This is a genomic window from Ruegeria sp. HKCCA4812, assembly GCF_013034245.1.
Taxonomy (GTDB): Bacteria; Pseudomonadota; Alphaproteobacteria; order Rhodobacterales; family Rhodobacteraceae; genus Ruegeria.
Map to the genome: position 1 here is coordinate 485,553 of NZ_WQFQ01000002.1, position 14,634 is coordinate 500,186.

General features: G+C 57.6%; 15 protein-coding genes. 1 reads left to right on the forward strand and 14 read right to left on the reverse strand.

Going from position 1 to position 14,634, the window contains the following annotated elements:
- Positions 1 to 4 precede the first annotated feature (4 nt).
- On the reverse strand, positions 5 to 1,036 hold the full coding sequence (locus GOW04_RS09705) for a quinoprotein relay system zinc metallohydrolase 2 (RefSeq protein WP_171232385.1): 1,032 nt from the start codon (positions 1,034 to 1,036) through the stop codon (positions 5 to 7).
- A gap of 122 nt (positions 1,037 to 1,158) precedes the next feature.
- Here GOW04_RS09705 and GOW04_RS09710 point away from each other — a divergent pair, with 122 nt between their 5' ends.
- Complete coding sequence (locus GOW04_RS09710; protein ID WP_171232386.1) at positions 1,159 to 1,971, forward strand: quinoprotein dehydrogenase-associated SoxYZ-like carrier; 813 nt, start codon at positions 1,159 to 1,161, stop codon at positions 1,969 to 1,971.
- Positions 1,972 to 1,986: 15 nt separating this feature from the next.
- Here GOW04_RS09710 and GOW04_RS09715 read toward each other — a convergent pair whose 3' ends face one another.
- From GOW04_RS09715 to GOW04_RS09775, 13 genes are all read right to left on the reverse strand, one after another.
- Positions 1,987 to 2,340 carry a hypothetical protein gene (locus GOW04_RS09715; RefSeq protein ID WP_171229304.1) on the reverse strand — a complete coding sequence of 118 codons (354 nt, stop codon included), beginning with the start codon at positions 2,338 to 2,340 and terminating at the stop codon, positions 1,987 to 1,989.
- A gap of 32 nt (positions 2,341 to 2,372) precedes the next feature.
- Positions 2,373 to 3,047 carry a hypothetical protein gene (locus tag GOW04_RS09720; protein ID WP_171229305.1) on the reverse strand — a complete coding sequence of 225 codons (675 nt, stop codon included), beginning with the start codon at positions 3,045 to 3,047 and terminating at the stop codon, positions 2,373 to 2,375.
- Positions 3,048 to 3,092: 45 nt separating this feature from the next.
- Entirely contained in the window at positions 3,093 to 5,348 is a 2,256-nt protein-coding gene (locus GOW04_RS09725) for a PAS-domain containing protein (protein ID WP_171232387.1), read from the reverse strand.
- 2 nt (positions 5,349 to 5,350) lie between these two features.
- The gene (locus GOW04_RS09730; protein ID WP_171232388.1) at positions 5,351 to 6,508 is read right to left on the reverse strand and encodes an FIST N-terminal domain-containing protein; all 1,158 of its coding nucleotides are present in this window, start codon (positions 6,506 to 6,508) and stop codon (positions 5,351 to 5,353) included.
- Between the two features lie 9 nt (positions 6,509 to 6,517).
- The gene (locus GOW04_RS09735; protein ID WP_171118293.1) at positions 6,518 to 7,237 is read right to left on the reverse strand and encodes a response regulator transcription factor; all 720 of its coding nucleotides are present in this window, start codon (positions 7,235 to 7,237) and stop codon (positions 6,518 to 6,520) included.
- A gap of 101 nt (positions 7,238 to 7,338) precedes the next feature.
- Positions 7,339 to 8,529, reverse strand: coding sequence for a BatD family protein (locus GOW04_RS09740; RefSeq protein WP_171232389.1), 1,191 nt, complete (start codon positions 8,527 to 8,529; stop codon positions 7,339 to 7,341).
- Positions 8,526 to 9,200, reverse strand: coding sequence for a tetratricopeptide repeat protein (locus GOW04_RS09745; RefSeq protein ID WP_171232390.1), 675 nt, complete (start codon positions 9,198 to 9,200; stop codon positions 8,526 to 8,528). The genes GOW04_RS09740 and GOW04_RS09745 overlap by 4 nt, the downstream gene beginning before the upstream one ends.
- Positions 9,197 to 10,096 (reverse strand): VWA domain-containing protein, encoded by a 900-nt coding sequence (locus GOW04_RS09750; RefSeq protein ID WP_171232391.1) that lies wholly within the window; start codon positions 10,094 to 10,096, stop codon positions 9,197 to 9,199. Before GOW04_RS09750 ends, GOW04_RS09745 begins: the two co-directional genes overlap by 4 nt.
- Positions 10,096 to 11,055, reverse strand: coding sequence for a VWA domain-containing protein (locus tag GOW04_RS09755; RefSeq protein ID WP_171232392.1), 960 nt, complete (start codon positions 11,053 to 11,055; stop codon positions 10,096 to 10,098). The genes GOW04_RS09750 and GOW04_RS09755 overlap by 1 nt, the downstream gene beginning before the upstream one ends.
- Positions 11,048 to 11,419: a hypothetical protein gene (locus GOW04_RS09760; RefSeq protein ID WP_171232393.1), complete on the reverse strand. Its 372-nt coding sequence runs from the start codon at positions 11,417 to 11,419 to the stop codon at positions 11,048 to 11,050. The genes GOW04_RS09755 and GOW04_RS09760 overlap by 8 nt, the downstream gene beginning before the upstream one ends.
- Positions 11,416 to 12,321: a DUF58 domain-containing protein gene (locus GOW04_RS09765; RefSeq protein WP_371814380.1), complete on the reverse strand. Its 906-nt coding sequence runs from the start codon at positions 12,319 to 12,321 to the stop codon at positions 11,416 to 11,418. The genes GOW04_RS09760 and GOW04_RS09765 overlap by 4 nt, the downstream gene beginning before the upstream one ends.
- On the reverse strand, positions 12,318 to 13,274 hold the full coding sequence (locus GOW04_RS09770; RefSeq protein ID WP_171232394.1) for a MoxR family ATPase: 957 nt from the start codon (positions 13,272 to 13,274) through the stop codon (positions 12,318 to 12,320). Before GOW04_RS09770 ends, GOW04_RS09765 begins: the two co-directional genes overlap by 4 nt.
- An 84-nt stretch (positions 13,275 to 13,358) precedes the next feature.
- On the reverse strand, positions 13,359 to 14,285 hold the full coding sequence (locus GOW04_RS09775) for a hypothetical protein (RefSeq protein WP_171232395.1): 927 nt from the start codon (positions 14,283 to 14,285) through the stop codon (positions 13,359 to 13,361).
- Positions 14,286 to 14,634: the final 349 nt, after the last annotated feature.

Consider the following 14,634-nt stretch of genomic DNA (forward strand, 5'->3'; position numbering starts at 1 on the left):
CGGGCTATTCCCATTCAAGTTCGGTGAATGCGACCGTTGCATTGCGCGGGTTGTAGGCGTCAAACAAGTCCCAGTGCACCGCTTCTTCCTGAGCGATCGTTTCAACCGCATCCCCCAACCGCTGGCCACTGTCGATTGCGTCGCGCGTGTCGCTTTCCAGCACGTTCAAATAGCGCATCATATCCTCGGCACCTTCAGGCCACGCCAGGATCGGCCCACCATGGCCCGGCACGATTTGGGTGACCTCAAGCCCAGTCATCTGTTTCAAGACGCGTTGCCAGCCGATCAGTTGACCATCCAATGCCGGGGTGTGCCGGTGAAATACAAGATCGCCGGTGAACATGACGCCGGTGTTTGCATCCATTACGGTCAAGTCATTCCCGGTATGTGCCCGGGGCCAGGCCCGCAGGATCAGTTTACGCCCGCCCAGATCAATCTCGTGCGTGGTTTCGACGGCGATGTCGACGGAAATCGGCCCGACGCCCACATAGGCGCTTTCGCCGATCGCGGCGCTCAGGCTTTCGACATAGTTGCCCAACCGGTCCAGCAACGCTCGCTCCAGCCCCACATGGCCGACAACCTGCGCACCTGAAAGGGCCAAAGACTCTGTGCCCAATGTGTGATCGGGATGCATGTGAGTCAAAATTACGTGACTGACCTGCTTGTCCGTCTCGGCCCGAATGGCCCGCCAGACAGCCTCGCCTATCCACGGTGCCGTTCCCGTGTCAATCACGGCGACACTGTCCTGGCCAATGACAAACCCGATATTGGACACGTCGCCCAGATTGTCCGCGTCGGGTTCCGCTATCAAGCCGCGATGCACGAACAGACCGGGCGCAGCTTCTTCAAATTCCAGAGCCTGGCCAATGGGTTGGCAAAAAGGCGCGCCGCTACGCCAATCCGACAGCGGCGGAGGAGTTGTTATCAGCTTCTGCTCGCATTCAGCCTGGGATCGGGCTTCGTAACCCGGCAAAAGTCGTTCTCTGCAAGGCTCTGTCGCAACCTGCGCGCATAGCAAAATCACGGCTTCAAACATGGCAGCCCTCCGACCGGAACATTGGCATAGATCTCTGCCCGAACCACCGCGCCTTTCGTCGGCATGTATTTTCCCCGCATTTTGTGGCACATTCTCGGCCACCGGTTGCCTGAGGAGACACCATGGCCAAAGCACTAGCACCCGCAGCGATCCTTTCTCTTGCGCTGTCCCTGCCTGCATGGGCACAGCAGCCGATCAAAAACCCGCTGGTCGAAGGCGAAACCTGGAAGGATCTGCAATACGATGTCGTGGGCGACGCCCAGATCGGGAACGCGGACACGCTGCTTGCGCTGGACGCCCCTTACCGGGCGCATGATGCCGCAACGGTGCCGATCGTTTTGAAACAGCTTGATCCCGATGCCCGGATTTCCGCTGCTACCGTCGTGATCGACGAAAACCCGGCCCCGATCGCAGGCGTTTTCAGCTTTTCACCGGCCATGGGTCAGTTGGATTTCGAGATGCGCGTTCGCGTGAACCAATATTCGAATGTCCGCGTGATCGCTGAAACGCCTGACGGGCTTCATATGACGGGCCGGTTTGTCAAAGCATCGGGCGGCTGTTCGGCACCGGCCAGCAAAGACCCAGAGGTCGCATTGGCGTCCATGGGCAAGATGAAGCTGCGCAGCTTCGGGGAAGAGGCGCAGATTTCCACATCACGCCGAGAAGCTCAAATCATGATCCGCCACCCGAACTATTCCGGCCTGCAACGCGATCAGGTCACGCAACTGTTCATCCCCGCGCATTTCATCGACCATATCGAAGTCTGGCAGGGGGATGAGTTGCTGTTCACGATGGATGGCGGCATCTCGATCTCGGAAAACCCGGCTTTCCGTTTTGCCTACAATGACAACGGCTCGACCATGTTGACGGTCAAGGCAACGGATACCGAGGGCAACACGTTCGAAAAAGACCTTCCCAAAGCTGCGGCCAGCTGACGGACGAGCCTGCGTTTATCGGAAACAGACAACCTCGGCTTCTGCCTGCGCCCGGCGCAGGTCAGCCACCATGTTTTCGGCCAGTACCGCGCTTTTGAAAAACGCCATACGCTCTCCCCCGACCCGACGCATCGACAGAACAGTTTCCGCCTGTTCATATTGCTCATACGGCAGGATCGAAGCGATCAAATCGATCGAGCATGAGCACCTGTCCAGCATCTCGCGGGTTTGACCGTTGGTGACCATGCATGCAAACACGTAATCCGCGCGCGCCGCGGTCGGGTAGTCATTGAGCCGATCCGCAACGCTTTGTGCTGACGCTGCAATGGGCGCTGCCAGAATGCCCGCGACCAGCGCTTTAAAGGTCATGCGGCCGCGTTCCCTAATTTGGCCTGGCGTTTTCATTCGCGACCCTCCTGCATTCCTTCAAACCGCATTTCCGATCGATAAACGGCCGTGCCGTCACGTTCGGAAACAGCTTCCGCCACAAGGCTCAGATACCAGCCCGGGACCTCTTCGGACACCGTGACGCGAAGAACCAGGTCTCCGAACCCTTGCATCCGGTCGCGGTTCGGATCCTCGGCGAAAGGACGCATGAAAATGGTCCGAACGGGGATGGTTTTGCCACCAATCGCCGCCTCGCCCTCGACGATCTCGGCAGGTTGAACCAGCGCATCCTTGATACGATTTCGGATGTAAAACGGGCTGCCTCCGGCGGACTCGGCCATATCCCGTATGGCGCTTTCATAGAAAACCATGATCATCGGATTGCCGACGCTGGCCGGAAAAACACCCATGGCGCGGTGTTTGTCATCTTGGCGAAATTCCAGATGGGCCATCTCGTTCCCGTCATCCGAAAAACTGAGAGAGATAAGACCACTATCACGTTCCGCCGCATCGGGTCTTATCCGGTTTGTGACGGTACGTTGATAAATCAACTCCTTGTCACGTTCGATTGTGTCCAAAACGCCATTTTGGAACAGCAAATCATAGGCTTGCTCGGCATCAACCGATGCCGCGGAAACGGCATTCAAACTCAGAAACAAAACGGCGATGCCGCAAAGAAGCCTTCTCATAACCTGGCCCTCCCAAGGATGAGAGTATGGGCAAATCGCCCCATGTCATCGCCGACTTTTGTCGGTGTTGAGCGTTTGCGCGTGCAGGGCATTCTGTATTTTCCAGAAGATCAAAGACCGCAGCCGAGGCAGCTTGACCGGTTTCGCCATAACCGAAATTTCATGCCGCAATCCGTCTTTGCGCAACGCTTCGCTGCGATCAGCCGTGATCAGAATCGCCGGAACTTGAGTCTGCGTCATCTCTCGGATCCGGTGAATGGCCATCACGCCAGTTTCCCCATCATCCAATTGATAGTCGGCCAGAATGATATCCGGGGGCATTCCTATGTCTTTTATGAATTGCAGCGCTTCTTTCGGTGACCGGGCCGGCAGAACACTGGCGCCGTTCTGTTCCAGCCACTGCGTTGTTCCAAAAAGAACGTCACGGTCGTTTTCAATCACCAGAATGATGAAATCCAACGGCACGTCGCCCGTATTGGCCAGAAGATCCAAGGGTTCGATGGTGCTTGGCCCGGTTTCGACCCTGTCCATCTCTATGCTGAACACCGAACCTATGCCAGGTTTGGACCGCAGCGACAACTTGTGACCCAACAGCCGGCAGGCGCGGTCCACGACGGACAAACCCAGCCCCATGCCGGACCCCAATGGCACGTTTTCGGCCCGCGTGAATTCCTCGAACACGCGCTCCTGGTCTTTGCGTGCGATCCCGATGCCCGTATCCCAGACCTGCAAAATGACCTTGTCGCCGCGCCTGCGGCACCCCACCAGAACCCGACCACCCGGTTCGGTATACTGTATGGCATTCACGACCAAATTCTGGATCGAGCGCAACAGATAGACCGGGTCGGATTTCACGATTTCCGAACACGGAACCACATCAAGCGTCACATTCTTGCTCTCGGCCACCAGCGTTTGGTCGCCCTGTATCCCTGCAATCATCGTAGCGAGGCTAACTTCTGTCGGTGAGACCGTGTCCGGGTCAGCGGTTTCAAGCCGCGATATATCCAGCAATGAGTGCAACAGTTGTTCAGCAGATCCAAACGCACCGTCCAAACGCTCCATCATCTCATGAAGCTCGGTTTCACGCGTGATCTCCAGCAGGGTCGAGATCATGAGTTTCGCGGCATTGATCGGTTGAAGCAGGTCGTGGCTGGCGGCCGCAAGAAATCGCGTCTTGGAAGAAACCGCAGCTTCGGCGCGTTCCTTTGCGATCCGCAGCGCCTCTTCCACCCGCGCTTTTTCTTCGTATTCCTGAACCAGCTTGGCGTTGGCATGGGTCAACTCTGCCGTGCGTTCCATTACCCGGTTTTCCAGGGTTTCGGTCGCGCGTGCCTCAAACGTTACGTCTTTCAGTTCGACCAGAAAACCACCATCCGGCAGCTGGTTGACCTGAATGTCCAATACGCGGTCTGATCCGTCGCGCACACGTTTGCGCAACCAGCCACGGCTTTTCAGCTCGTGTTGCCATTTGCCGATCCTGAGTTCATCATCGGCCTTGATCAACCCACGCGCCCGCATCAAATCCAAAAGCGTTTGCACTGGCATATTTGCCTGCAAGACGGAAAGCGGCAGGTTCAGTATTTCCCTGAACCGCGCATTGTGCATCATGATCTTCGTATCTGATGAAAACGTGCAAACGCCTGAGCTCATGTTTTGGAAAACCGCCTTAAGGTAGTCCTCCTGACGGTCAATAAGGGTTTCTTTCTCATCACGGTTTCTGCGAACAACGGATGTGATATCGGTCAACAGAATGACCACATTCTGAGGCGACGTGTATTGTGCGCTGAGTTGATACCAACGATCCCCACGCAGTTCGATCACGTCGCTGGACACCATCCCGGTATGGCAATTGCGCTCAAGCGTATCCAGCATTTTCGATATGCCATTGTCGGACGATACGAATTCGGGGCTGTTCTGCACCAACAGAAAAAACCGACCCAAGCTGAGGCCGGGCCCGACAATATCGGACATATCAGGGAAGATCGCCTGAAACAGCTCGTTGCACAGATTCAATTCACCATCCGTGAACAGCGCAAACCCTTCTTCCATGGAAGACAGGGCCTTGACGAGGCTCTTGCGGGTTTGTTCGCGTTCGTACCTGGCGCTTTCAAGTTCGGTGGTCGCGCGTTCCAGATCGCGACTCTGCTTCATCACCTGCTGCTGCAACTCTATCGCCGATTGAAACGCCAGAAAGGCGGACGGGCCTACATCTTTCTGACGGTTGGCGCGCCGCATCAGCGCATCAATGATCTTGGCCTGTTTGGATATCTGGATCTCTGGCGGGTCGTCCGGATTAAGCATGGTCAGCTCAGTTCCCGCTTTTCGGGTTCAAAGAAAGCGACCCCTACAAAGGTCTGGTTCATGTGAACGCCGGATTGCTGCTCTCCGTAGGTGTTGAAGCCAACCACCCGGTGGGATTGCAAAACATCCGAAACCTGTTTGCTCAACTGCTTCTGTTCGATTTCGAGTTTCCGCAGAATACAGTCGAATCCAAGAATGAAATCCGGGGCCGCGCCGGTGTTGTCGCGCACATTCAGTCCAGCTTCGAGCGTTTCAATGATCTCCTTCCCGCGCCCCAATGTCATGATAAGGCCGTCATCGATCGCCGCTAGAAAAGACAGGGATCCCCCCTCCATCGGTTCACGAATGGCACGCACATAGTAATTGAGGTTCTGCCTGAGAAGCAGCGGGTTTTCCGCGAATACCAGTGGCGAAAGATCTTCGGCCGCACACCCAACCAATCGTGCATATTCCTGCGCTGCCGGCGCCCCGTTGATCTCATACACCACGCGTTCTTCCGGGTCGGCGTCGGTGATGATGATCTCTGACCCGATGGGCAGGAAATGATCAAAACCGATACCCTGAAAACCAAGGTTGGTTTCAATCAGCAACAGGACGGCAGCATTGTTGTGCGCACTGCCACCGTGAAAAACGAACGTCTCTTCATATTGAAGGCCGTCCCCGGCAGAGCCGCCGAATATCGGCAATCCATCCAGAACGGTTTCCAGCGTTGAGACCAGCAAGTCTTCCTGCTTGGACAATCCATCCGTAAACACCAGCGCCAGCCTGTTCCACCCCGCCGTGTGGCGGAATCTTTCGGCCAGTCGCTGCGCTGCGGCAGCGATCTCCATTGAATTGAGCGGCCTGAGCGACTCGAACAAAATGGACGAACACCGAAAGTTGGACTTTGGAAAGGCCAACAGCAAAAGCGCATGCGATTCATAACCCGATCGCGTGATTTGACCTGCGGTGGTGCAGCCAAAGACTGGAACACCCGCAAGTCTTCTGTTCAGGCAACGTGACACCTCTGCCGGGTCAAGAGTGCTGGGGACAAAGGCCAGTACAAAGCAGGACGACAGACTATCGATTTCCGCGCAGGCTTCTTCAACGGCGGTCGTCGGGTCCAAATCATCGGAACGGCCAATCACAATGAAATTCGGTTCATGCTCCAGATCCCGCATGTGTCCCCCCTAGTGTTGAAGAAAGGATTTGACCTCCGGTTCGTGTCGCGACTGTCTGGCGACAACCGAGTCGACCAGAACAGCGGCCTGGGTCCGGTTGCGCACCCCAAGGCGGCGCAGCAAAGCGGTGATATGCGCCTTGACCGTCGCCTCTGCCAATGACAGCTCATAGGCAATCTGTTTGTTGGATTGGCCCACGCAGATAAGCTTGAGAATTTTGACCTGCTGTGGCGTCAGTGATGAAAGCTCGGGGCTGGATTGGTAGACGGTGCTTTCGGAGGGCTTCAGCTCTTCGACGCGGTTGTATTCGGTGGGCACGTATCTCCGCCCAGAGGTGATCTCCTGAATGGCGTGTTTCAGGGTTTGCGCCGGCGTATCTTTCGGCAGAAATCCCATCGCACCGTGGTCCAGCAAAGATCTTACCAGCTCTCCGGATGCCAGGGACGATATCACCAGAACCGGCGCATTCGGACAGCGCTGCCGTAGCTGCTGAAAACCCGAGATACCCGTTACGTCAGGCAATTTCAGATCGAACATGATCAGATCGGGCTTGAAGCCTGCGCCAAGTATTTCAAGTGTCTGCTTCAGCGTGTTGGCTTTTTCAATTCGGCAGTTCTCGAAACTCAGCTGCAATGCCGCGGCCAACGCATCGCTGAACAGCGGATGATCATCCACGATAAGCACGCTGGACACCTGGTCCACCGGTTTAGGGCATCCCGCAATGTGCATTGCTTCTCCTCCGACAGGAAAGGTACAGCATTTCCCGATCAGTTCAACTGTTTCATTTTGAGACATGCGAAAGATACCATAGATAACAAATGCTTGATGACTCAGCCGGTCTGGTTCCTGAGGAAGACCCTGGCAAACGCGTTCAAATCGGGCGCCGCAGCATTGGGATCAAAATACTGCCTGTCAAAGTCTTGCATGTGTTTGAGTCGACTGGATGAAGGGCCGTCGCGGCGCAGGATGGCAGAAGCCGCTTGCCGCAGCCTGTCTGCGCGACCAGACCTGGCACTGCGTCGCAATTCCCGGGCCAACGGATCAAAAACCCCAAAGCGGCGCAATGCCCTTGAAACGGCCAGTTTGTGGCCGGACAGTCCCAATCCCAAACCGGCCAGAAAAACGACAATGGCGATTGCGGCCATTGGCCAACCCAACAGCGTTGCTGGTGGCGCATCTGCCTCTGCGACGCCAAGGCCTGCGTCTTCGATGGCCGTACCATAGGCAATGCGTTGTGGTGAGATGATGACTTCTCGGGTTTCACGGGCCACAGTATCAAAGTAACTGAATTGCAAGGGTTCAACGATGCCGGACGTGTCGTTCGAGGGGCGTATGGTCCAGCGCCAGAACGCATGGGTGACCGGCCCTTCCGGGGTCAGTTCGACAAGCCGTTTCTCAGGATGCGCGAAGATCAGGGCCGAAGGCGAGGTCAACTCGGGCATGGGCGGGATCATCTCGGGCGTCGCGCCCAGGGCTTCCAGTCGAATGACGCGCAAGACCCCCTCACCCGGTGCAAGTTGATCCGGCGCATTCGACCACTGATCCGAAATCTGCAATTTGCGAACCGGAAACCACCACTCCTTGGTGGCCGGGGCTTGCGCCACCTGAATGGTCAGCGGCTCTGATTGAATCTCGTGTTCGAACCAGTCGTCATTTTCGTCTGTCAGGGTCAACCTGTGCACAAACGGACCAATTGTAAGCTTGCCTGCCTCGACAGGATAGATCGCCATCCGTCGGGTGAACACTTTGTATTTCCGGCCATTGATCCTTTGTTCCGACCAGCTGTCCGGACCCAGTTGCGCCCAGCTGAACCCATCCAAGCGGGGTTGGATCAGTTCTTCGCGCGTGATGTGCCGACGATAGACACCACGGATCGTCAACAGCACCATCTCTTGGGTGAACGGAACCGGGGCATCGTCTTCGATGGCAACTTCGATCAACGCCTCGGACGGCAGCACTGTTTTCGACTGCGCCAAAACCTGCATCGGAAATGCAATAAGAAGCAGAAACAGCCACTTCATTCCGGGTTCTCCGCTTCTGGCGGCGAAAGACCAAGCTTTTCCCGGCGTTTGTGTTCGTGTGCGATCCTGGCCGCCATGAACTCACCCGGAACATCGGAAAGCTGATTGAGCCAGCGCAGATCGGCAACCATGAACTTGTCATCAAAGATACGGCGCACGCCCAGTTGCCCGCGACTGTCCAATTCCGCCAATCCCAGCATCGTGTTCGCGTTCGTGACCTCACTGCCGGTTCCCGCCGCCCGCGCATTCCCGCGCGCGACAAAACTGTCGGCCTTGGGGCCGGATTTGCGTTCGGGGAAAAGGCTCAACGCCTCTGGGGTGATCTGCTGCCCTGCGTAATAGGCGGCCAGCACATCGAAATTCGCCTGAGCATCCAGGTTTCCCCTGGCCATGGCCTGATCATAGGCTTCCAGCGCGGCGGCCAATTGGCCGGTCCGGGCGTAAGCATTGCCAAGGTTGTACTGGTTCCCGGCGCGCTCGAAAGCACTGGCCGCTTTGTCAAAAACGCCCGCACGGTAGAAGGCAACACCTTGCCAGTCAGGGTCGGAAAACAGCTTTGCAGCCATTGGATACAGACCGATTGCCAATGCGACGCGGCCAAAAGGGGCAGCGCCGCCCAGCGCAAAGGCAACGGCAATACAAGTGGCACCTGCAATCGCGAACCATCTCATGCCCCTTCCCTCCAGAACAAAAACAGCAGGGGGAGCAGTGCGAAATACAGCATGTACCGCCCCAGATCATGCCAGAACAGCACCGGATAGTCCGCCCGTATCAAGCGGGTTACGGCATCATCTGCCAGCCAATTGGCCAGATCATCTGACTGGTTCAAAGTGAAAACAGCACCACCGCCGAGCGCGGCGTGGGTTTGGATTTGCGCAGTCGTGGGGTGAGCCGACACCAAGGACACGCGCACCCCTCGTGCGGCAAGCGATGCGACCTGCTGCAATGAGGGTGATCCAAGCCCGTCTCCGTCAGTGAATAAGACGACGTCCCCGGCCAGGATGCCCGCCTCTTCCATCCGCTGCAACGCCAAAGCCAGCGCGCGTTCGGGTCGCGATCCCTTGTCCGGAACGGTCTGCCCATCGATGAGCGACAGCGTTTGACCCAATTGGCGGTGATCGGTGGTCATATCCGTGGCGACATAGGCATCGCCCGCGTAAACGATGATGCCGCCGGGGCGGGACCCAAGCGCACTGACACCCAAACGCCCCATGCTCAGCAGTTGCGGCCAGCGGTCGCCTTCCGCCACGCTGTCTGATGCATCCACAAGGAACAAAACGCCATCCAGATTGCGATAGGTCTGCGCGTCGCGCCGTTCGATTGCCGGGCCGGTCAGGGCAATCGCGACGATCCCGGCGGTCAGAAGCAAGGCGGCTGGTTTAACCGGGAAGGAGCCGCCTTCGATCCGGCCGATCGCGACCATCGCCTGGACAAGCTGCGGGTCGGTGATCTTGTCCCAGGCTCCGAACCCTCCGGCACGGGAAAGCAACCACCACCCTGCCCCGCAGATGACAGGCAACAAAAGCCCCCAGGCCGGTCTGAGCAGAGTGACATCCAGCTCAATCATCACGCTTGCCTCCACACCGCCAACAGGGCAAGCGCTGCCGCCATTGCTGCGGGCCAGGTCCAAAATGACCGGTAGACCTCGGCCGTAAGGCCCGCGCTATCCGTCGCTTCCAGCCGATCCAAGGCTTGAGTCACGTCGACAAGATCATCGGTGGTTTTGACGCGAAACGCTTCGCCGCCGGAAATTTCGGCAATGGCGCGCAGGGTTGTCGCATCGACGACGCCGCGCTCACCAGGTTCGGCGCTTTGCAGGTCTTTCGGGCCCAGAGCAATCGTATGGACCCGCACCCCGATCTCGGCCGCCAGTTCGGCCACGCCACCGGGATTCGTAGCGCCCGCGTTGTTCACCCCATCCGACAACAGAATGACGACCCGCGACGCCGCCTGGCTGTTGGCCAGGCGCTTCAAAGCAAGGCCCAGACCATCGGATATGTTTGTCGCACGGCCCGAGATACCGATCGTGGCCTCTTGGATCCGTCGCGCGACAGCCTCTGTATCGAAAGTGAAAGGCGTGGCGAAATAGGCTTCGGATCCGAAAACAATCAAGGCCACCCGGTCGCCGGCGCGGCGTCGGGCGAACTCGGATCCAACGCGGGTCACCGCCTGCAAACGGGTGATCTGGTGCCCATCGAGATAAAAATCCTCCCGCACCATCGATCCCGAAAGATCCAGAACAATCGCAAGGTCCCGTCCGGACACTTTCAAGGCGCTGACGGGTTGCAGTTGGCGCGGACCGGACAGTGCAAAAATCATGAGCCCCCAAATGATCCACAAAATCAGGAGGTCCGCCAAAGTCCGGGTCCTGGCCTGAGCCTGTGGGCTGGCCGCCATAAGCATTCCACCTATGCGGTCCGGAACTGGGAACCCCCGCTCGAAAACCGGCCGCGGCTTGACCAGACGCATGATGACAAGAGGCAATGGCAGCGCCAGCAAGATCCAGGGGTCAGCAAGCTCAAACACGACCCGCAACCTCCTCTTGCAGGGTCGCCAGATCCGGTTCGCCGCCGGGTTGATAAAGATCACCCGTCAACTCTGCATAACGCTTCGGATTCTGAGCGCGCAGTTTGTGCAAAAGAGCCACCCTGCGGCGATCCACGGACCACCCCGGTTGTTCAGCAGATTTATCAGGTGGATCCGGCCGCCTGTTTGCCGCGGTCCTGACACTCAACAACCGCAAGATTGCGACACAGCCGACCGAGGCCAGCGCCGAGATACCAAGAACAGCCGCGTATTCCGCAACCGCCCCGCCTGCGGCCTCGGCGGGCAAATGGATATCCCGCAGGCTGGCCAGCATCGTGGCTTCAGAGAGTGCTTTCTCACTCATGCCACATATCTTGCCGCGAAAACCGACGAAATGCGACGAGAGGTTTGTTCGACCGGGTCACTGGCATTCAGGACAAGCGCAGGATGTGTTGCCACCTTCTGAAACGCAAGTTCACCGGAAGGCTCTGCCCGGGCCAGATAGACCCGCTTTTGCCGCCCATCTGAAAGGCGGATCGGATACCAGCCTCTTGGCATCTCGTGCGCTTTGCTTTCGGTCACAAGCAGCAGTCTGGGGGTGCGGCGATGATTAAGCCGGTCCAGCACGTCCGAAAAGCCGCCTCCCTGCTGATCGAAGCCAGACGCGATGATAATCTCGGCCCCCGTCGGCGTCAGGCGCTCAACGCCGGCAAGCGCCTGTTCCAGCGTCCAGCTTTCATCCTCACCTTTTTGCAGCGCGGTCAGACTGCGCGCATGAGCCTGAACCAGGCCACCGATCACGTCCAGCATTCCGCGCGTTTTCCCTCGCAACGGAACGATGACGGGTGCGCCGGGGGTAAGCGCCAAAAGACCAACACGCCCGCCGCTTTCAACCATGAACCACCCGATCAGGGTCAAGGCTTCGGCGGCAGCGACTGAGAGAAACGCCCGCTGGATGCCCCAGAACATCGGTGCACGAAAATCCGCAACCAATAGGGCGACGCGGTCCTGTTCCTCCTGAAACTGCCGGATATGCATACGCCCCGTGCGGGCGGTTGTTCCGCGATCCAAATGACGAATGTCATCCCCGTCCACATATTCGCGTACATCTGCAACCTCGACGCCCTGCCCGCGCTTTCGGGTCAGAAATCCTCCGGGCAGGGCCGTCATTGTCGGGTTGCCACGGTCGGTCAATGCGATATGCCGCAATGCAATCAAGGCCTCGGTCGTCAGGCGAACCCCCGCATGTGCCAGCACCCCCGTCACAGCGGCTCGACCGCATTCAGAATGTCGGCCACCAATTCGCGCGGCTTTTTCCCATCTGCAACGGCTCTCCAGGTCAGCACCATGCGGTGGGCCAGCGCATCGGGCGCAACAGCGGCGACATCTTCAGGCAGGGCGAAATCCCGGCCCCGTAGATAGGCGCGCGCGCGCGATGCCGAGGCCAGGGCCAATGACCCACGCGGCGAGACAGCGTGTTCAATATATTCGGAAAACGGACCTTCACGGGTCGCAAGCACAAGCCGTACGATATAGTCCCTCAATTCTGGCGCGACGTGAACCGACTGGGCTTCGGTACGGGCAATCTTCAGCTCCTCAAGCGTCATCCGCTGCGCGTCCGGAGGCCCATTCCGGGTTTCGGCGATGACCAGATCAAGGATCTCACGTTCCGTTTCCAGATCCGGCAATGTCAGTACGACATGCAGCAGAAACCTGTCCAACTGCGCCTCGGGCAAGGGAAAGGTTCCATCATGTTCAATGGGGTTCTGGGTCGCCACGACTAGAAAGGGATCCGGCAGAGCATGTGTTTCATTTCCAACCGTAACCTGATGTTCTGCCATGGCCTCCAGCAAGGCAGACTGCACCTTTGGTGGCGCGCGGTTGATCTCGTCAACCAGCACCAGAGTGTGAAACACCGGCCCCGGAACAAACTCAAAGCGGCCTTCCTGAGGCTGGTAAACCGGTGTTCCGGTCAGATCAGAGGGCATCAGGTCAGGTGTGCATTGAATACGGGCAAAGCCGCCCTCGACAGCGTTTGACAGCCATTTGACCGCCCGTGTCTTCGCCAGCCCGGGCGGACCTTCTACAAGAAGATGACCACCTTCCAGCAGCGCGATCAAAAGAGAGTCCACCAGATGCGCGTGACCGATAAGCCCCTGCGACAGATACGCGGACAATCCCGCAATGGCGCGTGGCGGGTTTTCAGGCCTCGTATCCATATGTCCTCCCATAGCCTCTGAGGGCGCATTGCCTGCGCTCAGGCTACCCGGAGTCACCCGCCCGATAAAACACGTCAGATGGTATTACCTGGGCACACGAACCGAATTGGTGCAGCCTTCATCAAAAAGGGCTGCAAATCTGGGATTGGCGAGGGTTTCGTCCGCCTGCGCCCATAGCCGATCATATTGGGCGTCAATGTATTCGATAAAGCCGGGGTCTATGGTTTGATCCACCGGGGATTGCGCGACAGCATGCATCATGAAGATGTCAAACGCACAAAGACCGCTTGGGTTCGAAGCCAGCAATGCGCGCATGAAGTCGTGCGAACTCCAAGGCAGGCGCTGCAAGTTTACCGGCGTTTCCTGCAATTTCGACAAGAACCCTGACGATTTGTCATATAACAGGATGTCCATGCCAAAGGTGAAGGACTGAAACAGCTCTTCCAGCAGGATCGATTTGTGAAAATCCCTTTCAAGCTTGCTGGGCCGATCATGCGCCGGTTGTTTCACCACAATATGGGTCCCCTGCCCCCGATGACCAAAAAAGGTCTGTGCCATCGCCGGTGATGTCACCACATAGTTTCGACCCGCAGGCAAACCAAGCTGGTGGAGTTCGCTGAGCCAGTCGATATCTGACGAAAGGTCCCGATTGGGAGGGTACCCGGAATACAATCGCAAAACCACGGTTCGACCGGTTCCACAATCGCGCGCAGACGGGCCAGCGTAGCGCATGGGTGTCGGGTGGCCGAAGCTGTGTTTCAGCAACGCCCGAAAGGTATCAAGAACGACAAGCGTTTGCGGATGCGGTTTTTCACCGACCAGGCACAAGGCTGCACCGGCCTGATCGCGGCCATTGATGTGCACTGGGATCGCCATGTCACGCCCCAGCATCGTGGACCGCAGCTCATACCCCCATCCTCTTTGTGCAAGTTCGATATAATCGCTCTTCTCTGCACAAAGCGCGCCTGCAAAAGCGACAATCGCCAATATTTGCAACAACAGATAGCGCATTCAGCCCCTCTCAATGTGACGCACATTCTATCTGGGATACGGGTCTCTCGCAAAATTCATTGAGACCCGCCTCGATGGGAATGGCGATCCTTTTAGCCCACCAGCTGAGCAACCTGCTGAACCGGAAAGAGCGACCTGGCGTGAATTGAAATTGCTGGTCATGTTGACCAGTTCCATTCCCGCAAGGACATATATTTTTGTACCGACGGACTTAGACCATAGCATTGGCTTTGCCAGACATTTGTTGAACCGATGGCCTTGCTCAACAATGCTATCAGGAAATTTCAACCTTACGTTTACAATTGGGACCGAAAGCCATCCGCACGTTAAACGCAGGCGCACCAACCGC